At 62.0% G+C, this 23,740-nt stretch carries 27 protein-coding genes; 7 read left to right on the plus strand and 20 right to left on the minus strand.

Annotated elements, in window-relative coordinates:
• Positions 1–33 precede the first annotated feature (33 nt).
• The 3 genes from ACPQ6D_RS00205 to ACPQ6D_RS00215 all read left to right on the plus strand — a co-directional run bounded on the left by ACPQ6D_RS00205 (position 34) and on the right by ACPQ6D_RS00215 (position 4,647).
• Positions 34–1,218 carry a DUF58 domain-containing protein gene (locus ACPQ6D_RS00205; protein ID WP_423222265.1) on the plus strand — a complete coding sequence of 395 codons (1,185 nt, stop codon included), beginning with the start codon at positions 34–36 and terminating at the stop codon, positions 1,216–1,218.
• A complete protein-coding gene (locus tag ACPQ6D_RS00210) occupies positions 1,209–2,792 on the plus strand; it encodes a DUF4129 domain-containing protein (protein WP_423222266.1) in 1,584 nt (527 codons plus the stop codon). Before ACPQ6D_RS00205 ends, ACPQ6D_RS00210 begins: the two co-directional genes overlap by 10 nt.
• Positions 2,793–2,913: 121 nt before the next feature.
• Entirely contained in the window at positions 2,914–4,647 is a 1,734-nt protein-coding gene (locus ACPQ6D_RS00215; protein WP_423222267.1) for a proline--tRNA ligase, read from the plus strand.
• Between the two features lie 121 nt (positions 4,648–4,768).
• On the opposite strand, the gene ACPQ6D_RS00220 is transcribed toward ACPQ6D_RS00215, so the two are convergent.
• The 6 genes from ACPQ6D_RS00220 to ACPQ6D_RS00245 form a co-directional block, all read right to left on the minus strand.
• On the minus strand, positions 4,769–5,134 hold the full coding sequence (locus ACPQ6D_RS00220) for a hypothetical protein (protein WP_423222268.1): 366 nt from the start codon (positions 5,132–5,134) through the stop codon (positions 4,769–4,771).
• Positions 5,135–5,146: 12 nt separating this feature from the next.
• On the minus strand, positions 5,147–5,518 hold the full coding sequence (locus ACPQ6D_RS00225) for an EamA family transporter (protein WP_423222269.1): 372 nt from the start codon (positions 5,516–5,518) through the stop codon (positions 5,147–5,149).
• A 57-nt stretch (positions 5,519–5,575) separates the two neighbouring features.
• On the minus strand, positions 5,576–5,872 hold the full coding sequence (locus ACPQ6D_RS00230; protein ID WP_423222270.1) for a Txe/YoeB family addiction module toxin: 297 nt from the start codon (positions 5,870–5,872) through the stop codon (positions 5,576–5,578).
• Entirely contained in the window at positions 5,841–6,143 is a 303-nt protein-coding gene (locus tag ACPQ6D_RS00235) for a type II toxin-antitoxin system Phd/YefM family antitoxin (protein ID WP_423222271.1), read from the minus strand. The genes ACPQ6D_RS00230 and ACPQ6D_RS00235 overlap by 32 nt, the downstream gene beginning before the upstream one ends.
• Before the next feature lie 124 nt (positions 6,144–6,267).
• Positions 6,268–6,906: a hypothetical protein gene (locus tag ACPQ6D_RS00240; RefSeq protein WP_423222272.1), complete on the minus strand. Its 639-nt coding sequence runs from the start codon at positions 6,904–6,906 to the stop codon at positions 6,268–6,270.
• Between the two features lie 16 nt (positions 6,907–6,922).
• Positions 6,923–8,164 (minus strand): LysM peptidoglycan-binding domain-containing protein, encoded by a 1,242-nt coding sequence (locus ACPQ6D_RS00245; RefSeq protein WP_423222273.1) that lies wholly within the window; start codon positions 8,162–8,164, stop codon positions 6,923–6,925.
• A 171-nt stretch (positions 8,165–8,335) separates the two neighbouring features.
• On the opposite strand from ACPQ6D_RS00245, the gene ACPQ6D_RS00250 reads away from it, so the two are divergent.
• Together ACPQ6D_RS00250 and ACPQ6D_RS00255 are read left to right on the plus strand one after the other, a co-directional pair.
• Positions 8,336–9,148: an SDR family oxidoreductase gene (locus ACPQ6D_RS00250; protein WP_423222274.1), complete on the plus strand. Its 813-nt coding sequence runs from the start codon at positions 8,336–8,338 to the stop codon at positions 9,146–9,148.
• Between the two features lie 135 nt (positions 9,149–9,283).
• A complete protein-coding gene (locus ACPQ6D_RS00255) occupies positions 9,284–10,075 on the plus strand; it encodes a GNAT family N-acetyltransferase (RefSeq protein WP_423222275.1) in 792 nt (263 codons plus the stop codon).
• Positions 10,076–10,124: 49 nt separating this feature from the next.
• Here ACPQ6D_RS00255 and ACPQ6D_RS00260 read toward each other — a convergent pair whose 3' ends face one another.
• The 3 genes from ACPQ6D_RS00260 to ACPQ6D_RS00270 form a co-directional block, all read right to left on the minus strand.
• Complete coding sequence (locus tag ACPQ6D_RS00260) at positions 10,125–10,514, minus strand: nuclear transport factor 2 family protein (protein ID WP_423222276.1); 390 nt, start codon at positions 10,512–10,514, stop codon at positions 10,125–10,127.
• Entirely contained in the window at positions 10,511–11,461 is a 951-nt protein-coding gene (arsM, locus tag ACPQ6D_RS00265) for an arsenite methyltransferase (RefSeq protein WP_423222277.1), read from the minus strand. The genes ACPQ6D_RS00260 and arsM overlap by 4 nt, the downstream gene beginning before the upstream one ends.
• A 120-nt stretch (positions 11,462–11,581) precedes the next feature.
• Positions 11,582–11,905 carry an ArsR/SmtB family transcription factor gene (locus ACPQ6D_RS00270; protein ID WP_423222278.1) on the minus strand — a complete coding sequence of 108 codons (324 nt, stop codon included), beginning with the start codon at positions 11,903–11,905 and terminating at the stop codon, positions 11,582–11,584.
• A gap of 158 nt (positions 11,906–12,063) precedes the next feature.
• Between ACPQ6D_RS00270 and ACPQ6D_RS00275 the strand changes: the two genes are divergently transcribed.
• Together ACPQ6D_RS00275 and ACPQ6D_RS00280 are read left to right on the plus strand one after the other, a co-directional pair.
• Positions 12,064–12,888, plus strand: a complete 825-nt coding sequence (locus tag ACPQ6D_RS00275) for an alpha/beta fold hydrolase (RefSeq protein WP_423222279.1) — start codon at positions 12,064–12,066, stop codon at positions 12,886–12,888.
• Entirely contained in the window at positions 12,878–13,465 is a 588-nt protein-coding gene (locus ACPQ6D_RS00280; protein WP_423222280.1) for a TetR/AcrR family transcriptional regulator, read from the plus strand. Before ACPQ6D_RS00275 ends, ACPQ6D_RS00280 begins: the two co-directional genes overlap by 11 nt.
• 50 nt (positions 13,466–13,515) lie before the next feature.
• Here ACPQ6D_RS00280 and ACPQ6D_RS00285 read toward each other — a convergent pair whose 3' ends face one another.
• The 11 genes from ACPQ6D_RS00285 to ACPQ6D_RS00335 form a co-directional block, all read right to left on the minus strand.
• On the minus strand, positions 13,516–13,935 hold the full coding sequence (locus tag ACPQ6D_RS00285) for a TIGR03667 family PPOX class F420-dependent oxidoreductase (RefSeq protein WP_423222281.1): 420 nt from the start codon (positions 13,933–13,935) through the stop codon (positions 13,516–13,518).
• A gap of 352 nt (positions 13,936–14,287) precedes the next feature.
• Positions 14,288–15,955, minus strand: coding sequence for a tetratricopeptide repeat protein (locus tag ACPQ6D_RS00290; protein WP_423222282.1), 1,668 nt, complete (start codon positions 15,953–15,955; stop codon positions 14,288–14,290).
• A 34-nt stretch (positions 15,956–15,989) separates the two neighbouring features.
• Complete coding sequence (locus tag ACPQ6D_RS00295) at positions 15,990–16,292, minus strand: DUF2442 domain-containing protein (RefSeq protein WP_423222283.1); 303 nt, start codon at positions 16,290–16,292, stop codon at positions 15,990–15,992.
• A complete protein-coding gene (locus ACPQ6D_RS00300; RefSeq protein ID WP_423222284.1) occupies positions 16,273–16,509 on the minus strand; it encodes a DUF4160 domain-containing protein in 237 nt (78 codons plus the stop codon). Before ACPQ6D_RS00300 ends, ACPQ6D_RS00295 begins: the two co-directional genes overlap by 20 nt.
• Positions 16,510–16,521: 12 nt before the next feature.
• Positions 16,522–16,719, minus strand: coding sequence for a hypothetical protein (locus tag ACPQ6D_RS00305; protein ID WP_423222285.1), 198 nt, complete (start codon positions 16,717–16,719; stop codon positions 16,522–16,524).
• 117 nt (positions 16,720–16,836) lie between these two features.
• Entirely contained in the window at positions 16,837–17,097 is a 261-nt protein-coding gene (locus tag ACPQ6D_RS00310) for a hypothetical protein (protein ID WP_423222286.1), read from the minus strand.
• A gap of 102 nt (positions 17,098–17,199) precedes the next feature.
• Entirely contained in the window at positions 17,200–18,177 is a 978-nt protein-coding gene (locus tag ACPQ6D_RS00315) for a dipeptidase (protein WP_423222287.1), read from the minus strand.
• A 98-nt stretch (positions 18,178–18,275) separates the two neighbouring features.
• Positions 18,276–18,428 (minus strand): YqaE/Pmp3 family membrane protein, encoded by a 153-nt coding sequence (locus tag ACPQ6D_RS00320; protein WP_423222288.1) that lies wholly within the window; start codon positions 18,426–18,428, stop codon positions 18,276–18,278.
• Positions 18,429–18,568: 140 nt separating this feature from the next.
• Complete coding sequence (locus ACPQ6D_RS00325) at positions 18,569–20,905, minus strand: helicase-associated domain-containing protein (protein WP_423222289.1); 2,337 nt, start codon at positions 20,903–20,905, stop codon at positions 18,569–18,571.
• A gap of 17 nt (positions 20,906–20,922) precedes the next feature.
• Positions 20,923–21,840 carry a helicase-associated domain-containing protein gene (locus tag ACPQ6D_RS00330; protein ID WP_423222290.1) on the minus strand — a complete coding sequence of 306 codons (918 nt, stop codon included), beginning with the start codon at positions 21,838–21,840 and terminating at the stop codon, positions 20,923–20,925.
• Positions 21,833–23,614 (minus strand): DNA repair helicase XPB, encoded by a 1,782-nt coding sequence (locus ACPQ6D_RS00335; RefSeq protein ID WP_423222291.1) that lies wholly within the window; start codon positions 23,612–23,614, stop codon positions 21,833–21,835. The genes ACPQ6D_RS00330 and ACPQ6D_RS00335 overlap by 8 nt, the downstream gene beginning before the upstream one ends.
• Positions 23,615–23,740: the final 126 nt, after the last annotated feature.

Genomic DNA, 23,740 nt, shown 5'->3' on the forward strand with positions numbered 1-23,740 from the left:
AGGCCCACCAGGACAGCTAATGGAAGAACCATCATGCGCGAATACGTTCCGTTCCTGATCGCGCTGCTGCTCATTGCGGCTGTGCTGCGTGAGGATGCTATCCTGACGGTATTCTACGTCCTGGCTGGCGCGTACCTGGTGGGGCGTTGGTGGAGCCGGCGCGCCCTGGCCGCGGTCGAGATCAGCCGCGAGTTCGAGCCGCGTGCCTTTTGGGGCGAAGAGATCCCGGTGCGGCTCATTCTGCAAAACCGGGGCTGGCTGCCGGTTGTCTGGCTGCGCTTGCAGGAGAGCGTGCCCGCGGAGCTGGGTGTTCCGCAAGCCTTCAGCCTGATCACGCGCCTCGACGCGCATCACCACGTTCAGTTTGATTACACGGTGCACGCAGACCACCGCGGCTACTACCAGATTGGCCCGTTGCACCTGGCCTCTGGTGATTTGCTGGGCATCGTCGGCGACGAAGAACGCCAGGGCGGCATCAACTACCTGACCGTCTATCCACACATCGTGCCCTTACCGAATTTCACCCTGTCGTCGCATTCACCGCTGGGCACGCTGCGCCATCACCAGCCGATCTTCGAGGACCCCACGCGCGTGCGCGGCAAGCGCGACTACGTGGCCGGAGATTCCCTGCGCCGGGTGGACTGGAAAGCCACTGCCTCTAGCGGACGCTTGCAGGTCAAGCTGTTCGAACCATCCATTGCCCTGGAAGTGGTGGTGATGCTCGATCTGTGCGAAGAGGACTACGACCTGCGCACGCGCTTCGACACCTCGGAATTGGCCATCGTGACGGCCGCTTCGGTGGCAAACTGGGTGGTGCAGCGCAAGCAGACCGTGGGCCTGATCTGCAATGGCGTTGACCCGCTGTACGAAACGACACACCACGTGCTGCCTGCGCGCAAAGGCCGCGGACACCTGATGCGCTGCCTGGATATCCTGGCGCGCATCCAGCTTGGCGCAACGATCCCGGTGGTCAGCCTCCTGCGTGAGGCGTTGGTTCACCTGGCCTGGGGAACCACCCTGGTGCTCATTACCGGCCAGGTGGATGACGCGCTGCTGGCCGTGGGCTTGCAAGCCCAGCGGCACGGCGTCAACCTGGTCGTGTTCGTCTGCAGCAAAATCAGCCCACCGGCGGAGATCAAGCGCCGCGCCGCGCACGTAGCTTTTCCCGTGACCTGGCTGCGCCATGAGAGAGACCTGGAGGTGTGGCAATGGGGCTGATCGCGGGGATTCGCCGCAATGAACGCCCATCCGTTTTCGCTACCCATTTTCTGGTCAGCGTGATGCTTGTTTGTCTCGCCTCTTTGCTGATCCAGGTTGGTCAGCGCCTGGCGCCGGGATGGAACGGCCGCTACCTGGTGATCGTGGCCTTTTTAGCCGCCGTGGAATCCTTCATCACCAAACGCAGTCTGAAGCGTGCATCGGTTTTTAGCAGCGTGTGGCTGACGCGCCGCGGCATCGAGTTCATCGTCATGCTCGTCGCGCTCAAGGCCACGCTCTATCTGCTGCGCGATCCGTCGCAGTTCTGGCGCGATCTGCCCACCTGGCGCACCGATTTTCTGAATCATTTTTTCACCGGCGAGTATTTCGTGGCCGTGATGTTTGTGATTCTGATTTGGCTGATTGGCGGCGCGTTCACCGATTCCCTCCTTGAATTGGAGGGGGATGCCGAGTTCATTGAGGAGGAAGCGCGCGTGGGTCTGCGCAGCGACCGGCCCGCCGCGCGCCAACAGCTGGCGCGCCAATTTTTCGTCGTCGGCGGCATCATGCTGGCGCTCGTCGGCCTGCTGCGCCTTGACCTGCAGGTGCTGCAAATTGGCCCGCCAATCGCTCGCGCCGGCGTCGTAGAGACGCTGATCTATTTCGTCTTGGGGCTGGCGCTGTTGGGACAAAGCCGCTTTGCCGTGCTGCGCGCGCGCTGGATTTGGGATCGCATCCCCATGCAAACCAACGTGGCGACGCCCTGGTTTGTCTACAGCCTGCTGCTCCTGGTCGTGTTGGCGCTCGTTGGGGCTTTCTTGCCTACTGTCTACTCCCTGGATTTGCTGGCGACCCTGGGCTACCTCGTAGGCCTGATGGCGTATGCCTTGAACTTCCTCTTTTTTGCTATCGTGCTGCTTGTTGGCATCATTATCCGCTTCGTGCTGAGTCTCTTTGGGCAAACGCAGCCAGCGCCGACGCCGGCCATGCCGCCGCCGCCCTTGCCCGCGCTGCCCGCGCCGCTGCACGCGACCACGCCCTGGCCCTGGTTCGAACTGCTCAAATCGGTCGTCTTCTGGGCCGTGTTCATCGGCGTCATCGCGGCCGCTCTTGTCAGCTACGTGCGCCAGAACCGGGAGCTTCTTCAGTCTTGGGATCATGTGCCCATTCTGCACTGGTTGTTTGAGCGCTGGGGTTGGCTGGCCGCGCGGCTGCGACGGGCATCGCAGCGGCTGGCGGCCTTACCGGCCAGGCTGCGCCGGCCGCAGCTCACCCCGCCGGCAGTCAAAGGGGATGCCTGGGGTTTCATCAACCTCCGTCGCCTCTCCGCGCGTGAACGCGTGCAGTTCTATTACCTGGCATTCGTCCGCCGCGGGCGCGAACACGGCTTGCCGCGGCAGCCGGGCCAAACCCCGCTGGAATACGCGGCCACGCTGACCGCCGAGCTGCCGGAGAGTCAGCCCGATGTCGCGGCCCTCACGGCGTCGTTCAACGAAGCTCGCTACAGCCAGCACGAAATCAACGCCGGCCAGGTCAGCCTGGTGCAGCGCGCCTGGGAGCACATCAAACGCACGCTGCGCAGTACCAGACCGTAGGCCGGGCGCTTGAAACCGAAGTAACGGCTGCCAGGCCTGCCTGCTCACGCTTACCCTGGTCGCCGCAGGGCGACTTTGCTATCGCCCAGCAGTATCAACGCCAAGAAAGGAATCACTTTTCATGCGTATGAGTCACTTGTTTGGTCAGACCTGGCGTGAGGCGCCGGCCGAGGCCGAGATAGCCAGCCACCAACTCATGGTGCGCGCGGCATTGATTCGTCCCCTGGCCGCGGGCATCTTTGCCTATCTGCCGCTGGCGCGCCGCGCCATGAACAAGATCGAAGCCATCATCCGCCAGGAGATGGATGCCATCGGCGGGCAGGAGGTGACCATGCCGGTGGTGCAGCCGGCCGAGCTGTGGCAGCAGAGCGGACGCTGGGATCGCATCGGCCCTGAACTGGCGCGGCTCAAGGATCGCGGCGGCCGCGACCTGGTGCTGGCGATGACGCACGAAGAGGTGGTGGCCGACCTGGCGCGGCGCGAGATTCGTTCGTATCGTCAACTGCCGCGGCTGATTTACCACCTGCAGACCAAGTTCCGCGACGAGCCGCGGTCGCGTGGCGGCCTGATCCGCGTGCGTGAGTTCACGATGAAGGATTCTTACAGCCTGGATGCCGATGACCAGGGCCTGGAGCGGCAGTACCAGGCGCACTACCACGCCTACTTTCGGATCTTCCGACGCTGCGGTTTACCGGTCAGCGCCGTGCAGTCGGATGTGGGCATGATGGGCGGGCACAGCGCGCACGAGTACATGTACCTGACTCCCATTGGCGAAGACACCCTGCTCTTGTGCGATGCCTGCGGTTACGCGGCCAATCGCCAGGTGGCGACCACGCGCAAACCACAGCCTATCGCAGAGCCGCTGCTGCCGTTGGCTGAAGTAGCTACCCCAGACGCCACCACGATTTCCGCGCTGGCCGAATTGTTACGGGTTCCCGCCAGCCGCACCGCCAAAGCCTTCTTCGCCGTGGCGACGCTCGACCGCGAGGGTCAGAGCCTCGACCGCTTCGTTTTTGCCGTGGTGCGCGGGGACATGGATGTCAACGAGACGAAGTTGGCCAACGTCGTGGGCGCGCGCAATCTGCGGCTGGCGACCGAAGCAGAGATTCTAGCCATTGGCGCACAGCCCGGCTACGGCTCGCCCATCGGCGCTCACCGTGACGCTTTCATGCTGGTGGTAGATGACCTGGTTGCCCAGTCGCCCAACCTGGTGGCTGGCGCCAACCGGGTAGGCTACCACATGCTCAATACGAATCACGGCCGCGATTACCAGGCGGATGTGGTGGCCGACATCGCCGCCGCGGCGGCGGGAGATGCCTGTCCCGCGTGCGCGGCGCCGCTGCGCAGTGTGCGCGGGGTGGAAGTGGGCAATATCTTCAAACTGGGCACGCACTTCAGCCAGGCGCTGGGCGCAATGTTTTTGGACGCGGATGGTCGTGAGAAGCCGGTCGTGATGGGGTCCTACGGCATTGGCGTGGGGCGTCTGTTGGCTTGCGTCGTAGAGGAACATCACGATCAAGCCGGCATCGTCTGGCCGGCGGCCATTGCGCCCTACCAGGTGCACCTGGTGGTCTTGGGTCGCAAGGCGCCGGCGGCCGTGGAGGCCGCGGAGCAGCTCTATCGCGACCTGTGGACCGCAGGCATCGAGGTTCTGATGGATGATCGGGACGAAAGTCCTGGCGTCAAGTTCAACGATGCGGATTTGATCGGCTTGCCGCTGCGCATCACGGTCGGCGACCGGGGTCTGAAGGCAGGCGGGGTTGAGTTGAAGCTGCGCCGTGGAGGCGAAGCGCGCCTGGCGCCGTTGGCCGACATCGTCTCGGCAGTGCGCGCTGAGTTGGCAACAGACAGTTAGCAACCGCTGCAAGTCGGCGTCAGGCCGACCTGGCAACGGTTGCTGCGACCGTTCGGCTGAGACCTCGACGAGCTCGGTCGAGCCGCTCACGACGAAGCTCAGTCGCCGGGCGGCTGATCTCTTATCCCGTGGTCATGGCGCGCGTGGCGCCCATGACGGCCATGAAGAGCGCCATCAGACCGTAGATCAAGGCCTCATTGCGGCTCGATTTTCCGCCCGTAAACGCGAAGGTCGCCGGGATGAGGATCATCATCAAGATGCCGTAGAGATAATGGATCAAACGATCAGGACGGCCTCCGCCGGCATACATGATCACGCCCATGATCGCCTGGGCGACAAAGAGCAGCTCGCCAATCGCCAGGATGCCCCACAGATTGCCGTCAATTTCACGGCGCCGGAAGTAAATCGCCAGCGCCCAGATGCCGGCAATCGCCAGGAACAGCACACCTGCGCTGCCGACGTTGTGATGGATGAGCTTCAATGACATGGATTGACCTCGTCAGGTGCGTGCAACGATGACCACACCGATGAAAATGACCGCAATACCTACCCAGCGCAGCGCGGGCACGTTTTCGCCCAATACCAGGTAGGAGAGCAGCGGAATCAGAATGTACGAGAGGGCCAGGAGGGGATAGGCAAAGCTCAAATCGAGCCGCGACAGGACGACCAGCCACAGCACGGCGCCCAGACCGTAGCAGGCCAACCCAAGCCAGATCGTGGGCACGCTTGCCACGGCCAGCAGGGTTTGCAGCGGCTGCTGCAGAACGCCTGCGCCGAGCCGTCCCACCGCGGTCATACCGCTTTTGAGCAAGAGTTGCCCCAGGGTGGCCGTGCCCACGGCGCCGAGGACGAGGAGCAGTGAAAAGAGCATAGACTTCCCTTTCTTTGCGATTCAATCCGCGCGAATTGATGAAATAACGACATACCGTCAGTAATGATAACGAGCCTGAAGAAAATCTATGCGGTCGTGATTTACTAGATAGACAATGCGATGTTCATCCGTCAGTCGCCGTGACCATACGCCAGGGGCAAAGTACTTCAATGGTTCCGGTTTGCCGATGCCGCTGAACGGATCGCGCATGACAGCTTCGATCAAATCGAATGTTCGTAAAGCGATCTTATGATTTGTTTCCACCCAGTAACGCAAATCGTCGCGAAACTCTGGCTGAAACACGGCTGCGCGCTGAAAAGGCTCAACCGGCGGCTTCTCGCGTCGCTGCCTCAAAGCTCACCTCACGGCGCAGGTCTTCGATGGATTGTGGTTCAATGTCCCGGTGCAGGGCCCGGTTCAACGCGGCGAGTAAGCGTTCCGCATTCTTGGGTGAACGTAACAAGTAAGCCGTCTCCATCAAGCTGGTCAGTTCTGCGGCTGAAATCAAAGCCACATCCTCGACCCCACGCCGCTGGATGATGACGATTTCACGATTCGCGGTGACGTTGTTGCAGAGCTGGGCGAAGTTTGCGCGCGCTTGAGTATACGTGGTTTGGATTGTCACAAAACCCTCCCATGATCATTCTGTACGGTAATACTGTACAACGGTTCACTTCCCCTGTCAAATGCACGCCACAACCCAAGGATCAAGAGAAGTCGGGTTTGGCGTGTTCTGAACTTGATCCGCCTTACGCCGTCGCAATCAGCGCGCGGCGGCAGAATCCTTCGTGTAAGAGCGTGGTGGCAAGCAGGCGCTCCAGCTTGGGATCCTGAACATTCAACGCGGCGCGGTCAGCCATGAAGAGAGCCACGCCAGCCGCCAGGTAGGCATGAGGATTGGCGGCGGCGCTGGGCTGCGGACTGTAACCCAGCCGCGCCAGGGCCGCGATGCGCTGCCCAACCTCCTGCCAACGCGGCGTGAAGCCAGCGCCGTCGGACAGCCACGCGCCGTCGGCTGCGCCCAGGCAGCCCAGGTGATGATCGAGCAGGTGCGCAATCCAGAACCAGACGTCGCCCAGGCCTGCTGCGGGGTTGGCAAGATCGGCCAGGGCAATCTGCGCCACATTGGTGCGGTCGTGCGGATCATTCGGTAGGCGACCGGGCGTGTAGCCACGCTGATCGCCGAGCAGGATGTGCGCGTTGGGCTGCGCGGCCCACCAGGTCAGCAGCGAGGGCGGCAGGCGCTCCAGGTTGCCCGCGACGCGCTGGGCCGGCTCAAACGGGCTGCTGAAGCTGGCGCGCACGGACGCCGGCGCCTGTGTCCAGGCAGCCGGCGCCAGGTGAATGTGCTCGTGCAGTAGTTGGCGAAGCGTGGGTGTCAGAGCCACGGTGGAATGGTTTACGTTAGCGGAGCCGCAGCGTCTGCCCCACACGCAGGACCGAGGTGCGATCTAGCCCATTGATCTGCGCCAGGGTTTGCCAGGTGAGGCCGAAGCGGGTTGCAATCGTGGACAAGGAATCGCCCGCGCGCACACGATAGACGGCTGGGGGGGAGGCGTTCGAGGCCACAGCCGGCTCTGTCGAGGCGGTCAGGCGCAGCACCTGGCCCACCTGCAGGATGGATTTGCCGGTCAGGCCATTCCACTGCGCCAGCGCCTGCCAGTTCAACCCAAAGCGCGCCGCGATGGACGCCAGGGCGTCGCCGGCCTGGACTGCATAGGTTGTGGGCGCAGAGGCATCGGGCGCGGCCGGCGCTGGGGCGGGCGGCGCATTCGCCGGTTGCTCTGCTGCCGGCGGCTCTGCTGGCGGTTGATCTGGCGCAGGCGCTTCGTTCGGCGGCGCAGCCGGGGACGGCTCCGCGGCGGGTGTAGACGCAGCGCCGGGGACGTCGAGCACCTGGCCCACCTGGAGTCGGGTTGGGTCCTTGATGTCGTTGAGTTGCGCGATGAGCGTCCAGGCAATCCCAAGCCGGCGACCGATCGCTTCCAGGGTATCGCCGGGCTGCACGACGTACGTGGCGCTGGCGTCCGGCGTGTCAGTTGCTGCGGCGTCGGCCGCGGGCGCGGCTTCTGCACCATCGGTCAATATCTCGGCCTCGGGCGCGGTGCTCCCATCCGCGCTGGTGGCGAAAACCATGACCCACACCTGGCCCCAGCCGCTGGGATGCGGCGCCATGCCGACGCCGATCTCCTTGAAGCGGCGGCTCATGAGATTCTCAAAATGGGGCCGGTCTGCCATCCACCAGGAGAAGGCTTTCTGCATCGTGCGGCTGTAAACCCAGTTCTCGCTGACGATTGAGGCTGAAAAGCCAGCGCGACGAACGCGCGCTGGCGCGCGGCTGCCATCCGAGCCGACATGGCCCAGACGACCGCTGGCGATCATGTCATTGACATGTGATTGCGCGACCTGGCTCAAGACGGGGTTGAGCAGGTAGGGATAAAGACCCCTTTGTGCGCGAGCATGGTTGGTCAGACGAACCATCTGGCTGATCTCAACCGTTACGTCGGCCCCCTGGGTTCCCGTCATGGGAAGCAAGGAGACCGTTTGTGCTTGCAACGGCGAGTGAACGAGCAGGGCGCCGAGGATGGCGCACCAGATGCCCAGTAGCAGATGGCCCACCGACTTACGTTTGGTGGTACATGACATGAGGCGCATTATAGCGATCTCGCCCGATTGGTCAATTCACGCCACTGCGGTTTGCGCCAACTGAGGTTCTCAGATTCCGGTTTTGCCACTTGTGCGTGACCAATGGGCCAGTGCGGGGTTACACTAGAGGAAGATTCAAGATTCTCAAGCTAGATGGAGGAAAGACAACCTGTGAGTGATCAAGCATTCAAAGGCAAATGGGCGCTCATCCTGGGCGCTTCCAGTGGCATGGGGGCGGCTGTGTCGCGCGAACTGGCCCGGGCAGGAATGAACATTTTTGGCGTACACCTGGACATGAAAGCGACCCTACCCCTGGTCAAGACCTTGATCGAGGATATCGAGGCGTTGGGCAGCCAGGCGGTGTTCTTCAACGTCAACGCGGCCGATGAGACCAAGCGCGGGCGCGTGCTCGACAAGGTGCAGGCAACGTTGGCCGCGGCCGGCGGCGAAACTGCGGTGCATGTTCTGATGCACTCGCTGGCGTTTGGCACGCTGCTGCCCTTTGTGCACGAGGACCCGACGCAGCGCATCAGCAAAGCGCAGATGGACATGACCCTGGATGTCATGGCGCACAGCCTGGTCTACTGGACGCAGGATTTGATGGATCGTCACCTGCTGCAGCGCGGCAGCCGCATCTTCGGCATGACCAGCGAGGGATCGCATCGCGTCGTGACCAACTACGGCGCGGTGTCCGCGGCCAAAGCCGCGTTGGAATCGCACACGCGCGTCTTGGCGCAGGAACTGGGCAAGCACGGCATCCTGGTCAACTGTATTCAGGCTGGCGTCACCGACACGCCGGCGCTGCGCAAGATTCCAGGCAATGAGAAGATCGTCGAAGGCGCGCTGCGGCGCAACCCGGTTGGACGCCTGACCACCACGCAGGACGTTGCGGTCACGATCCGCCAGTTGTCGCACCCGGACATCCAGTGGGTCAGCGGCTCGATCATCTTCGTGGATGGCGGCGAGGACGCCTGCGCGGGCTGAACCTGGTATCTTGACGCTGACACACGGCCCTCACTGGCGTCTGCACGGCTCAGTGAGGGTCGTGTTTTGTGAGGACTGACGCCGGTCGCAGACCATGGGGGAGCCTGGGTTCTATTTTGTGTTGGGAACAGGTACATGACCAACGAAGAAATTCTGTCTCTGTACGACGCGCAGATGCGTCGCGACCCCTTTGACCTCAGTGGACGGGTCACCAAACTGCCCGAACTCACGTGGGTGACGGCGGAGCCGCCCAGTCATCACGGCGGCTGGATCCTCTACACGCGCCTGGATGCAGACACGGCGGACGCTGCTATCGCGGCGCAAGTCGCCGAGATGAGCCGGCGCATCGCAGAGTTCGATGAGGGCTTTGAATGGAAGGTGTTCGATCACGACACCCCGGCCGACCTCAAACTGCGGCTGATGGCCCACGGCTTTACACCGGGAGAGCCTGAGGCGTTGATGGCCCTTGATCTGGAAAACGCCCCGCCCCGGCTTTGGGAGCCGCGGCGCGCCGACATCCGCCGCCTCAGCGATCCGGCGCAGGTAGAGCAGATCACCCTTGTGCAAACAGAAGTCTGGGATGAACCGATGCCGGGATTGGCGGATGAACTGGCGCAAACGCTGCGCACGCACCCGGAACTGCTGAGCATCTTCCAAGCCTATGCGGATGGGCGGCCGGTCGCCAACGGCTGGATTCGCTATCACCCAGGCCGTCAGTTTGCCGATCTCTGGGGCGGGTCAACGCTGCCAGCCTATCGGGGTCGTGGTTTCTACACCGACCTGGTGGCCGTGCGCGCGCAGGAGGCTCGCACCCGCGACGTGCGCTTCCTGACCGTGGATGCCAGCCCGATGAGCCGGCCTATCCTGGAGAAACTAGGCTTCCGCTGCCTGACCTACACCACGCCGTTCGTGTGGAAGGCGCACTGACGCAGCCAGCGCGCCTTCAATCTGCGACAGGAAGGGCGACACGCCCAAATCACCGGTTTGCCTGCAGCATGGCCGCCATCTTCTGCTGGATCAGGTTGATCGCCTTGAGCGGGCGAATCATCACTTTGAACTCGACGATCCTGCCTTCGTGATCCCAGCGCAGCATGTCCACGCCGTTGACGCTGATGCCGTCCATCTCAACCTGGAACTCCAGCACGGCGTCGCGAGGCCCGCTCAGCTCGCGCACGTAGCGAAATGAGTCGTTGACAAAGACCAGGAAGGCCGCCGAAAGATACTGCTGCGTGATGGCCTTGCCGACTTGCGGCGCATAGACGACCGGCGAATAGAAGACGGCGTTGTCAGCCAGGAGCGAGTCGAGGCCCTGGGGGTTGCGTGAACGCACCAGTTCATGCCATGCGGCAAGGGTTGAGATCGTCATGATTTGCGCGCCCGCACTTTGATGCTCGCCATCACACGGTCGAGCGGGGTTCCGTCCAGGTGACCGTTGGCCTGCGCCTGCAGGGCGGCGATATCGCCTTCGCTGAGCACCTGCGAAATCGGCAGATAGTCACGCGACACCACCTCTACGTCGCGAAAACCGGCGCGGCGAATCGCCTCCACGTAGTCAGCCTCCAGCCAGGCGCCGGCCACGCAGCCGGCCCAGGAATCCAGGTCGCCTCGCAGCGCGTCGGGGATGGAAACCTCGAACACCATGTCCGACACGGCCAGCTCGCCGCCGGCTTTGAGCACGCGCAGGGCTTCCCGAAAGACCTGCGGCTTGTCTGGCGACAGGTTGATCACGCAGTTGGAGATGATGACATCCACCGACGCGTCATCCACCGGCATTTCTTCGATCTCGCCCCAACGAAACTCCACGTTGGTCAGGCCCAGCTTCTTGGCGTTGCGCCGCGCCAGCCGAATCATGTCGGTGGTCATGTCCAGGCCGATCACGCGGCCGCCGGGGCCAACCTGGCGCGCGGCGAGGAAGCAGTCAATGCCGCCGCCGCTGCCCAGGTCGAGCACGGTCTGGCCGGGGCGCAGACCGGCGATGGCTGTGGGGTTGCCGCAGCCCAGGGAAATGGCCGTCACCGAGTCCGGCAGATCGGACAGTTGATCGGCGGCGTAGAGGGTGGCGGCCACGCTGGAGGTTGGCTCGCCGTTGGCGCTGACCAGATCAAAGCTGGCCAGGTCAAGCGTCACAGAGCTGGTTGGGCCGCAGCAGCTGCTGGCGGCGGACGCGGCTGGCCCGCAGCAACTGACGGCGGAAGCCTGACCGCCGAGGTCGGCCGAGTTGACTTGGCGGGCGAGGGCGCCGTAACGATCCTGCACGCGCCCGTGGACGCGGCTGGCATCAGGCGGGGCGGCAGGGGTGCTCATGGTAGACATCGTTCAGACTCCTTATGATTGATCCAAGTAGGCCGTTGATCGTCAGGGCAGGTCGTGGCCGGCTGCTTATTTTGCATAGACGAGCGTCTATGGGTTATGTCAAAAAAAGAGAAAATTCGCTCATGGGAGCGCCTGGTGTGGCTGCAGCGACCAAATCTCCTGTTCGGGCGCAAACCGCTGCAGAATCACGCCGCAGCAAATCGCCACCGCATCCTGGTTCAGGCTGTAATAGACCTGGCGCCCGTCGCGACGCATCGTGACCAGGCCGGCCTCGCGCAGCAGGTTGAGGTGATGGGACACCGTGGGCTGGCTGACCTCGTTGCCGTCGTGCGCCAGCGTCTCCACCACATCGGTGACGCACAGCTCGCGGCAGCAGAGAATTTGCATGATCTGCTGGCGGGTTTCATCGGCCATCGTTTTTGCGAACGCGAGTAAGTCGGTCATGGTCTGCATTTCGTATAGATACCTATCTATGGATTAGTATAGCATGACCATGAGCGGCTGTCAAATCAGCGAGCGTTGTTTGGAAATGGAAGAACTTTTACAGAAAAACTAAGTAAATTAGTTATTATACTAATATACTTAGTAAATAGGAGACAGCAGTGAACACGTCTTTTCTCGATCAACAGGGTGGCAGAATTGCCTATGACGACGCCGGCAGCGGGCCGCTGGTGGTCTGCGTTCCGTCCATGGGCGATGTGCGCGGCGAGTACCGCTTCCTCGCGCCGCAGTTGGCGGCCGCCGGCTATCGCGTGGTGACGATGGACCTGCGCGGTCTCGGAGAAAGCAGCGTGGCGTGGCCGGATTTCTCCGTCGCAGGCGTGGGCAGCGACCTGGTGGCGTTGATCCGTTCCTTGCAGGCCGGGCCGGCCGTGATCGTCGGCTGTTCCATGGCGGCCGGCGCGGCCGTATGGGCGGCCGCCGAAGCGCCAGAACTGGCGGCGGGCCTGCTCTTGATCGGCCCGTTCGTGCGTGGCAGGACATCGCAGCTGGGCAAGCTGTTGTACTCGGCGCTCTTTGCCCGCCCATGGGGTGCAGCCGTCTGGCTGCGTTACTACTCGACGTTGTACCCGACGCGCAAGCCGGCCGACTTCGCCGCCTACGCCGCGGCCCTGCGCGCCAATCTGGCCGCGCCGGGCCGGTTGGAGGCTCTGCAGCAGATGTTGTTCGCCTCCAAAGACGCTGCGGAGGAGCGTCTGCCGCGCGTGAAAGCTCCTGCGCTGGTCCTGATGGGCAGCAAGGATCCCGATTTCAAGCAGCCGGAGGCCGAGGCGCAGTGGGTGGCGAACAGCCTCCATGCCCGCTATGCGATGGCGCCGGGCGCCGGGCATTACCCGCACGCCGAAATGCCTGACATCACCGGGCCGTTGGCGCTTTCATTTGTGCAGAGCGTGCATGAACCGGCCAACGTGTCTCATGCCGCGTAGACGTGGCTTGGATCGCAGCGCGGTGGTGCAGGCGGCCGTTGATCTGCTTAATGCCGAAGGAGCACAGGCGCTGACGCTGAACCGGTTGGCTCAGCGCCTGGGAGTTCAGACTCCTTCGCTCTATAACCACATTGACGGGCTGCCCGGCCTCTACCGCGAACTGAGCCTGCTGAACGCCCGCAGGCTGGGCGATCGCTTGAGCCAGGCAGCCGTCGGCAAGGCCGGCGCGGACGCAGTGATGGCTGTCGCCCAGGCCTACCGCGAGACCATCAAGGAGTCTCCCGGTCTCTACCTGGCAAGTCTGAGGGCGGCGGGTGCGCAGACGCCGCCCGATGCTGAATGGCTGGCGGCTGAAGATCGCGTCGTGCATGTGGGCCTGGCCGTGGTGGCCTCGTTCGACCTCACGGGCGAGGATGGGCTGCATGCGGTGCGCGCTCTGCGCAGTGTGGTGCACGGGTTCGCAACGTTGGAGGCGGCCGGCGGCTTTGGCCTGCCGCTCGACTGCGACGAGAGCTTCCGCCGGCTGGTGGCGATGGTCATCGCCGGTCTGCAACAGATGGCGGGGAACAGGAGGTGAAACGATGCGTCGGCGGATTTCGTCCCGACCCAATGCCCTCCAGATCAGGCCTACCAGGCGATCAGCCGCAGCGGGGTGACCTGGATCAGCCGGCTGTAGCTGGCCGTCATGGTCTCAAGGGTCCAGCCCATTTGCGTGATGGACTTTTCGTACTTGGCCGCGTAGGCCGGCAGGACGCTGGCCCCGTCCCTGGTTGCGCCGATCGTGGCCGTGCCTTCGAGAATGGCGATATCGCCCCCTTCGTCGGCCGCCTCCAGCGCCAGGGTGACGGCCGGGTTCGCCCGCAGATTGCGCAGCTTCTGCGCCTGGGGTTGGCTGAAGATGAAAATGGCCGCGCCGTCCCAGAGAAACCACACGGGGACCAGGTGCGGACGACCGTCCGGGCGCACGCTGCTCAGCCAGATGATCGGCTCCGCGCGCAGACGTTGGACGACGTGGTTATATTTGGGGTGGGTCGGGTCGAGTGGCATGAAAGTCTCCTTGGATGTCTTGCCCCAGGGCTGTGGGCAGGTCGTTGGTCTTGGGGTCGCAGCGATGATAGGGGTCGAAGATAGCCTGAACGATGGGCGCACGGGTGCCCGGGGTTAGAAATCAGGTTCGATACCAAGTTCGCGAGCGAGACTCTCCAACTGCCACCGCAGTGCCTTGGCCTCCTTTTCAACCTCGCGAAATTGCCAGATCTCTGGAGACCGCGAGTTCTTCCTCCGGCGGGTTGGACGCTCTGCAGTGATTCTTTTGGCCCTTTCCCACACTGGCCTGGCGGCTTCGTACTCGGCCTGCGTTTCCTTACTATCATCAATAGATCCGCTTGCCATGGTCTTACTACTCCACTTTTGGAATACGTTGGCTGATGAGTTCGTTCCATGCGGCAAGATCGTGCAACCCCATGTGATCGCCAAGGGTCTTGTACTTGTCATCCAAGTATCTGCAATCGCCGCATTTGGATAAGCCCCGAGCTTTGTCCACCAGAGACAAGGGTTCCCCGCAGTCTACACAGCGTCCCCGCCGGCCCCATTCCACCGATTGAGCGATTACTGCCTGTTTGAGTTCCTGCGCCTTCTGCGAGACTTCGATGTACTTCTTGTTTAGCTCGTGGTACTCCCGCAGTTTCTCTGCCCGTTGACGATCTGCTGCCACCTTCTCCGTCAATTGCTTGCCGAGCGCGGACAGGGCAGTTTGGGCTTTCGCACACTCATTGAGGTCGCCGCTGCGAATCGTTCCGGTCAACTGGTTCAGTTCATCTGTGAATCGGTTGCGCCAGTCGAGATCGCTGACCGCGTTCTGAGCTTGGCCTGCTAACCGGTTGACTTCAGCCAGCAGCTTGCTGCGCGCCGCGGCCAGTTCGTCGAGCCGTAAGGCATCCACTATTCGCTGCACGTTCGCTAACTGCGCCAACGCGTCCTGACAGGCGAAAAGCGTTCCCTGGTTGCACAGGCTGGCCATCTGCGCCAGGCTGCTCTCGATCTGGCCGCGCTGCGGTGCAGGGAGGGTGTGGCCTTCGATCCGGGCACGGATCGCCTGCATGCCATCCTCAGCCTTGCGCCTGGCATTGGCGGTCAGGCGTTGGAGAAGCGTCTGAACGGCAGTCTCAGCCCGTGCGAAGTCGGGGTCCACACGGGCTTTCACGGCGTAGTTTCGATCCCGCGTGACTGCTTGTTCCAGCGCTGACGCCACGATCTCGCCCTTGCCCGCCGCGGCCGCAAATTTCGCCAGGTTATACCACGCCTCAGCAAGGGTTGGGTCAAGGGTCACAGCCCGCCGCCCGTTCTCCACGGCGGCGGCGTCATCGCGCAACATGTAGCCGACGAAACCGGCATACATGTAACCCAGCGCGGCGTGATAGGCGGACTTCGGGGTGGCGTATTTGCCGGCCTTGAGATAGTAGTCGCGTGCTGCGGGCAGGTTGGGCGGCTGCTGCTGGTAGAGGTGGATGTTGCCGATGGAAAAATGGATGGAGAAGTCCTGGTAGTTCTTGCGCTCTGACTCTAAAAAGTCGTTCAGGGATTCCTCGTACCAACCCTGCTGATAGGCAAATTCCGCCCGTCGGCGCAGTTCTTTGGCTTGTGCATCCAGGGGAGCTTGCAACGCGTCGAGGATGCCTTTCAGCGTATCGCTCTGCGTCTCCAGCTTCCAGACCATTTGGCCCATCCACCAGTCGAAGCTGGCTTGCAGCGCCTGGACGCCGGCGCCAAGCTTGTCCATCTGGCGCGCGGTTGCGCCGAAACCGTTTTGGACGACCTGGCCCAGAACCTGCTGCGTGGCGATCAGCTTGCCGAACCCCTGGTCCAATTGGAACGACATCCCACGTTGGTTCTCAGCCACAGATTGCAGGCTCTGAATCTGCTCCTCGTGCCGGTTGGCAGCCACGATGGAGTTGACGACATCCTGAAAGATCAACTGGGGCGTTCGTCGTTCGAGCGCGGCAACGATGTGATCGGTTGATTCTCGTAGGGCGAGGTAGTTGCCCCAATCTTGGTCGCGTTGGTACATTCGATAGTCCTTACATCGCAACGTCAGTACTGTGTCAAGCATGCGCCTGACGTGCGCCTAGCCAGCGCTTGAGTGACTGGGGGTTTTCACCACTTTGTCGTCCCGCCAGTAACCCTTCCACGCCGATATGCTCATCCAGATCAGGCCATTCGATCGCATAGCCATCTCCCAGGAGTTGCCAATTCTGTCGTTCCACGTCAGAAGCATGGAACAAACGAGGGTACCAGGACAGGGGCACATGCATCCGGCGACCGTCGGCTAGATCCACGGTTAGGTCATCATCTGTCACGGTGACTTCCACGGCGACAGGGTCCATCTCAAGCACTAAAGTACTCATGCCACGCCTCCAAGAGATTTTGCTCATGCTTTGCCACGAGACGCGCGATGCGGTTCAGTTCATGCCCGGGGAAGCCGCGATTCTTGGCCGGTACAACTGGATCAAGCCAGAACTTGGCGATTCGCCGCTCGCGTTTCACGTGAATGTGAGGCGGCTCGCCCTTATCGGAACTGAAGAAAATGAAGCTATAAGGACCATCTTCAAGTACAGTGGGCATAGTATTTCCGTCTTAGGTGTCCTTGCCATTATCAATGTTCTTGATTGCTTGCAACAGCCGCCTGCGGTTCGGTTCCGACCGCAGCAAATACGCGGTCTCGTCTACTTCGGTGACCGTGATCTCCACTTCCCTGTCCTTGAAGAGCGCTTGCAGGGCTTCGATGAACTGTTCATTCAATTCATTGATATTCAGGCGATAGACAGTAACCACGTTGCCAGACTCCTTTCAAACACCCACGAACTCACCAGAACCAGCACCATTGCGCGCACCAGGTCATTGTACATCGATGCCGCATCGCTGCCACACACGTGAGATTATGTTGGGTCGCTAGGCTGACGCTGTCTCCATTTGCTGCTTCTTTGGAAGCTTGGCCATCTGCAAAACCAATCGCAAAGCCTCGTTGACTGCTTTATCCGTTGGAAACGCCTCGACTACATCAGACGCAAGCAGGACGACGTTCTTGCCCGCGCGCCGCCCAGGCGCGAACCTTCCCTTCGGGACGATTGTCATCCTGCTCAAATCGTACTCGCTACGCAATTCATAGTCATTGGGATCATTCCCCACGATTATTGCCTCCGCAGTACTCATGCCACGCCTCAATTGTACATCAACGCAACATCACCGCCAAAGATGGCAGCCAGGAGTTCAAAAGCTGAATTTAGAATTGTTGCCACTTGGGCGGTCTGCGCCTCAGCGCCCGCTGACCACTTCCAGCACGCGCAGGAAGTTCAGCCCGAGCACCTTGCGGATGGTGGTTTCGTCATGCCCGCGCGCGACCATGCCCGCGGTGATGGCAGGGTAATGGCTGGCATCTTCGATGCCCCGCGGCGCAAAGCGAATGCCGTCGAAATCGGAGCCGATCATGACATGGTCCGGGCCGGCCACGCGAATCAGGTAGTCGAGCTGATCGAGCACATGCCCCAGGGTGGCATTCTCCTCCGGCGAAGTCAGGAAGATCGGCACGAAGGTCGCGCCAATCAAGCCGCCTTTGGCCGCGATGGCTTCGATCTGCGCATCCGTCAGGTTGCGAAAATGGTCGCACAGGGCGGCCGCATTGCTGTGCGAGGCGATGACCGGCTGTTGGCTGACCGCCAGCACATGGGTCAGGCCGGCCGGCGACAGGTGGGAAACATCAATCATCATGCCGATGCGGTTGCACTCTTCGACGACGCGCACCCCGAACGGAGTCAAGCCCCGCGTGCCTGAATCGTGCACGCCATCGGCCACCTCGTTGCGGTAATTCCAGGTCAACCCGAGGACGCGCACGCCCAGGCGGTGGAAACAGCGCAGCACCTCCAGGCTGCCGGCCAGGGCCTCGGCGCCTTCCAAACCGAGCAGGCCGGCGATCTGACCGCTGGCTTTGGCCTGGCGAATGTCGGCTGCGCCGGTTGCCAGCAGCAGATCGCTGGCGTCAGTCGCCAATGCCTCGTGCAAGGCATCCAGGCGCTGCAAGGCGTGGCGGGTGGCGCCGCTGTGATACTCACTGACCGGTACGAAACAGGCGAAGACCTGCGCGGTGACGCCGCCGGCGCGCAGACGGGGCAGATCCACGTGCCCGCTGGCGGCACGCTCGTGCAGGCGCCGCGCGCCGGCCAGCACATCGCCCAGGGTGTCGCAGTGACCATCGCAGACGATGGCGTCGAAGTGAAGTTCATGCGATGTCAGCATGAATCAGACCTCCTTGAGGTGGAATCAGCGCACGGCGAGCAAAAAAAGAGTTGGCAATTTTTTACCATTGCCAACTCCAACTTGCCAACTCCGCTTGCTTACGACTGTGAGTTGACGACCAGGGCGCCGATGACACCGGGCACCCAACCCACGAGCGTCAGCAGTGTTACCACGATGATGGTGCCACACCCTTTATCAAGGACCGCCAGCGGCGGCAACAAAATACACAACAAGGCACGTCCGCAACCCATAGGTTACACTCCTTCTTTGAAGCCATCAGGCTTAAGCGCTGTGTGATTGTGATGGATGCGCTGCTTTCGCAGACCCATCACGCCTAGCAATACGCATGAGCGGGTCAAGAGTTGCAGGTAGCCGCGCGACAGTCGCCGACTCAGACGATGGCGCCCTTGAAAACCACGCCGCGCTCGGTCAACAGGGCCCGCAGGCGCTCCTCATTTTCACTGTCAACCACCGCCAGGGCGCGCGACGGATCAGCGGTGACAAAACGCGTCAGCAAGGGGCTAATGTCCGGGTCCTCGAGCAGCTCATCCAAGATTCTGTTGGCTTCGAACTGCACAAGCGTCAAAGTCTGGATGCGCGCTTTGCCGAAGTGCCCGGCCCAAGCCTTGATCTTCAAATCGAAACGCGGCGGCAGGGAACCAATGCTCAGCGCACGCAGGGCATCCAGGATCGAAGTGGCGGTCCAGCCGTTGTCAATCGCATGGCGGACTGCGGCCTCGGTGACTTGCCAGATGCCGGCGGTATTCTGCTCGCAAAATGGCTCGATCTGCGCCATTTGATGAATACTAGGCAAGCGGCGGCGAAAGGTGATGACGCCATCAGGCGCCAGGGTGAGCGACGGCGAGGCTGTCGCAAGGTCTGTGCGCGTGCGCGTGGGCAACTGGCCGATCAGCAACAGCGCCTTGTAAACGGCATCCACTTGGGCGGCGCCGGCCTTGAGCAGCGCCACATCTGCGCCAGGCCGACTGGAGACTGCATTGGCGATCGTTTCTTCGCGCATGACCTCGTCCAGCAAGGATGGTTGGGCGGCTTGCAGCAGCGCGACGTGGGTTCGCACCACAACGCGCTCCATCATCGTCGCCCATTCGCGCAGGTCGCGCTCTACATTCTGCGGCAGCGGCGTGCTGCTGGTTACGCTTAAGAACTCGATGATCCGCGGCACATGCCAGCCCCGCCGGCTGCCTCGATAGACTGACTGACGCGTGATGCGGTAGTGCACGGCGCGCTCGGCGCTGAGGCGTTCGCAGAATTGATCGAGCGCCGCCAGCACGACGTCCGACACAGGATCGAGCGCGAACACATCGAAGTTGGGCTGCACGATGACGCGGCCGCTGTCGGTGCTGATTTGCGGCATGGGGCCTTTGGCAAGCAGCCAGCGACCCATGTCGGTAAGCCGATAGACGATGAATCCAGGGGGCGGTTGCGCCACATTGTCGCTGTTGGGTGTGTCTGGCCCATAGCCTAAATCAACCAGGCCCAGCCAGTACAGCCCCTCGCGCACCACGGTCAATGCAAACTCAGCATCAATACGATACCAGCCGGCATCCTCATCGAAGATGCGGTCAAACACCCAGCCGTACGGATTCGTCACATACGGATTGCTGGATGAGCCATAAACGTAAATCCGTTGTTGGGGTTGGCGACGGCGGCCGCGAGGGAGGAGAAACTCAAAGTCCTGATTGTGCAAGCGATCCACGAGGGTGTCGGCCAACACCCAATCATCAGAAGGCAGCTGCGACACGTGACGCAGCACTGTCTCGCGTGCGCTCACCACCCCAGCGTGCGCCAGCGCGATCGGCGTGTCGTTTGCGCGCAGCGCCACGTTAGTCAAGCCGAAAATCTCGTTCCAAAAGCGGCCCTTGCGCCACAAGTCGAAACAGCGCTTGACTCGCGCCGTGGCCTCCATGCCCAGGAAGGCGGCTTGTTCGTTAGCCAGCACCTGGTTGCGCCGATGGCTGAGCATTTCCAGTTCTTGTAGTAAACGACGCAAAAAGAAGAGCCGCCGCGCGTCCTTCTCACCTTGGCCCACGCCAAGCGTCGTTTTCACCAGCAGCGCGTCATTGATGGTGCGCAAGTCCGACTTTCGCACCCAAAGGGCCTGGGTAGGCGTCAATGGCTTCTCACGCAGATAACTCCAGTACAGGTAGAGGTCGCGCTGAAATACCCGCGCGGAGCCTTCGCGTGTTGTTTGAATCTGCAGTGCGCGGGGTTTGGCTTCAGGCGGCGGCGGCAGATGTCGGCGCGTCTCTGCCGGAATCCACAGCACCGCGCCTGGCTCCAAATCAACCAGGCTGCTGCTGCTGATGCGCGCGCTCAACGTGACAGGCTCGCGGGTGAGAACCAGGCCGCGCTCCATCAGCTTGCTGATGATGGCTTCGAAGGTATTATCAGGCGGCGGCGCGTAGCGCCCAAACCCTGCCGCATTCGGCGAATCGGTCACCAGCCCCGCGCGCACCAACTCCTGCTTCAGCCCCGCGCTGCGCACTTCGCCATCAACCGCTTGTAGGCGTTGCAGGACGGCGATCTCCCGGCTGTTGAGACGCGCCCACGCCCGCGCGACGACCTCCGTGGTGCCCAATTGGTGCGCAAGCGCATTCACCAGGGTCTCTTTGCGCCGGTCGGGCACGTCAATTTCGGCCGCGCGCGCCATCCTCGCCAGTACATGGATCTTGTAGTTGTTGAGGGCTTCGGGCAGGGTGAGAAGCATAGTTCGTCCTGTAGTTTCTACGGCTCGACTTTGGGCATGAAGCCGCGCCGCTCCATCTCAGCGACCAGGTCATTGACATGCCGCGGATGGATGGCCGCCAGGCGCGGTGAGAAGATGTGCAACAAATAGCGACGGATGCCGCCGCCGCGCAGCAACTCTTGCAGGACAAAGTCGTCGGCAAACTCCACCACTGATAAATGGTCATACAGGTGCAAGTTGTCATACGCTGCGGCCCAGCCCTGGAGACGCTCGTGCACCGCCTCTGGCAGCGGCTCCCCGTTCGCTTCCGCCAAAATAGACTCGATCTCTTCCAGGGTCAGCCCAGACTCCAGGGCGTTTTGCATGCCCATGCCCGTGAGCCGGAGGCTGCCTTGCCCACTGTTGGCAATGCGCGATTCCCCGAATGCGTCCACTAATCGCCTGAGCGTAGCCGAGGCTTCGTTGTGGCGGATGTGGAGCACGAGGTCTGACGAAATGCGCAGCGGCGACCTGCCAGGGTTTGGCGGCTCAGACGTGTCGGCCAGCCGCGGTTTGGGGTCAGCCGTCACAGGCGCCGTGTTGACAACAAGAAACGCTGGGACCGTTGCGATGATGGGCGTGTCGCTTTCAGCCATGCTGAAGCTGTGCGGGTTCTGCAGCCACCCTTGCAGCACGGCGGCGGCATGTTCGCAGTTCTGCGCGGCAAAGGGGCAATTGCACTGCCAGGCGCATTCCCCCTGGTGCACGCAGGTAATGACCACATGATAATGACGCACCGGGCTGCGCCGCACATCGGCTTCCAGGATCAACCCATTGGGCGTCCTGGTCAAGCGGCCATTGAACACGCCCTCCGTGATCAGGTAATTGCGCCCTTGCGCCAGCGCCGATTCCGAGAAGCGCTGCAGGAGCGCAGGCCCAGGTGCGCTGCCATCACCGATGTCAACCTGGCTAGGCATGGGGACGCTCGTAGCGGCGACTGCCCGCATGATCGCCGGGCGTCGCATAAGAGTTCGGCTTGTAGTCTATGACTTCATGCGCATAGAGAATCTCATAGCGATAGCCTTGTTCCGTCAGGAACAACTGGCGGTTGGCGGCAAACTCCTGATCGTTGGTGTCTTTCGTCACCAGCGTGTAGAAATGAGCCAGCAGGCCGTTTTTTTTGGGCCGCAAGATGCGCCCCAGACGCTGCGCTTCCTCCTGGCGGCTGCCGTACGTGCCGCTGATTTGAATCGCCACGTTGACCTCCGGGAGATCAACGGCAAAATTCGCCACTTTTGAAACCACCAGCCGGTTCAGCTCGCCATCGCGCATCTGCTGGAAAAGGCGCTCGCGTTCGCGCACTGGCGTGCTGCCGGTAATGAGCGGCGCTTCGACAATCTCAGCCACCCGTTCCAACTGATCAATGTACTGGCCGATCACCAGCACCTGGTCATTGCGGTGCTTGGAAAGCAACTGTACCAACGGGGCGATTTTCGCCGTCGTCGTGGCCGCGGTCCGATACTTCTCGCGGTCTTCGGCCAGCGCGTAGGCCATACGTTCATCATCGGGCAGGGAGATGCGAATTTCGTGACATTCTGCCGTCGCAATCCATCCCTGCGCCTCCAGGTCTTTCCAGGGCACGTCGTACTTCTTGGGGCCGACCAGGGAGAAGACATCTTCTTCGCGATTGTCCTCGCGCACCAGGGTCGCCGTCAGTCCCAGGCGTCGCCGCGTCTGAATCTCGGCGGTGATGCGAAAAACGGGCGCGGGCAAAAGGTGCACTTCATCGTAAATGATCAGCCCCCAGTCGCGCTGGTCGAACAGGCTGAAGTGAGGATATTCATTTTCGGGCGCAGACTCTTCATCGCGTTTGCGCCGCGGCCGCCAGGTCATGATCTGATAGGTGGTCACGGTGATCGGCTTGATCTCTTTAGTGAGGCCGCTGTACTCGCCCACCATGTCTTCGGTGATAGTGGTTTTGTCCAGCAGTTCACGAATCCACTGCCGCGCCGCCACGGTGCTGGGCGTCAAGATCAGGGTGTTGCACTGTAGTTTTTGAATGGCGCCCATGCCGACCATGGTCTTGCCGGCCCCGCAGGGGAGGACGATGACACCGCTGCCGCCGCGCGCGGAGCCGCCCGCGTGAAAGGTGTCTATCGCGTCTTGTTGATAGCGGCGCAGGGCAAAAGCCTCGCCGCTGAGGCGGCCGGCTGGCAGGAGACTGATCTCCAGCGGCGCTCCTTCGACGTATCCGGCCACATCCTCGGCTGGATAACCCACATGCACCAGGGCTTGCTTGATATGCCCGCGGCGTGCAGGGTCTACCAGCAGCGTGTTGGCGTCAAGTTGACCAAGCAGAAAGGGTTTCAGCTCTTTGCGTCGCGTCAACTCAGTCAGCAGAGCGACATCGGTGGAGGTCAGGATGAGAAGGCCGTCCTCGTCTTTCTCCAGGCGCACGCGGCCATAGCGCCCAATGGACTCCCGAATGTCAAAGATAACATTTTCGGGCACGTCGAATTTGGCATACTCGGAGAGATCGGCCACGATTTCATCCGCGCCCAGGCCGGCCGCCGCTGCGTTCCACAGACTGAGGGGAGTGATCTTGTAGGTGTGGATGAATTCAGGGCTTTTTTGCAGCTCAGCAAAGCGCGCCAGCGCGTCGCGCGCCGCCTCATAGCGTTCGTTTTGCACCTCCAGCAGCACGCTGCGGTCGCTCTGGACGATGAGAGGATTGTTCGGACTGTATGGCATCAATCAACCACCTATCACTCACAAGGTTCCTGGTCGGCGCCAGGCGCTCAAAATCCGCGCAAGAAAAACCCCGGCTTTTGCGCCATGGGACCGAAGTCATCCAGGTTCACAGCCGGTTTGTAACCG

Origin of the sequence: Candidatus Amarolinea aalborgensis (assembly GCF_900491745.1) — a bacterium.
GTDB classification, from domain to species: Bacteria; Chloroflexota; Anaerolineae; order SSC4; family Amarolineaceae; genus Amarolinea; species Amarolinea aalborgensis.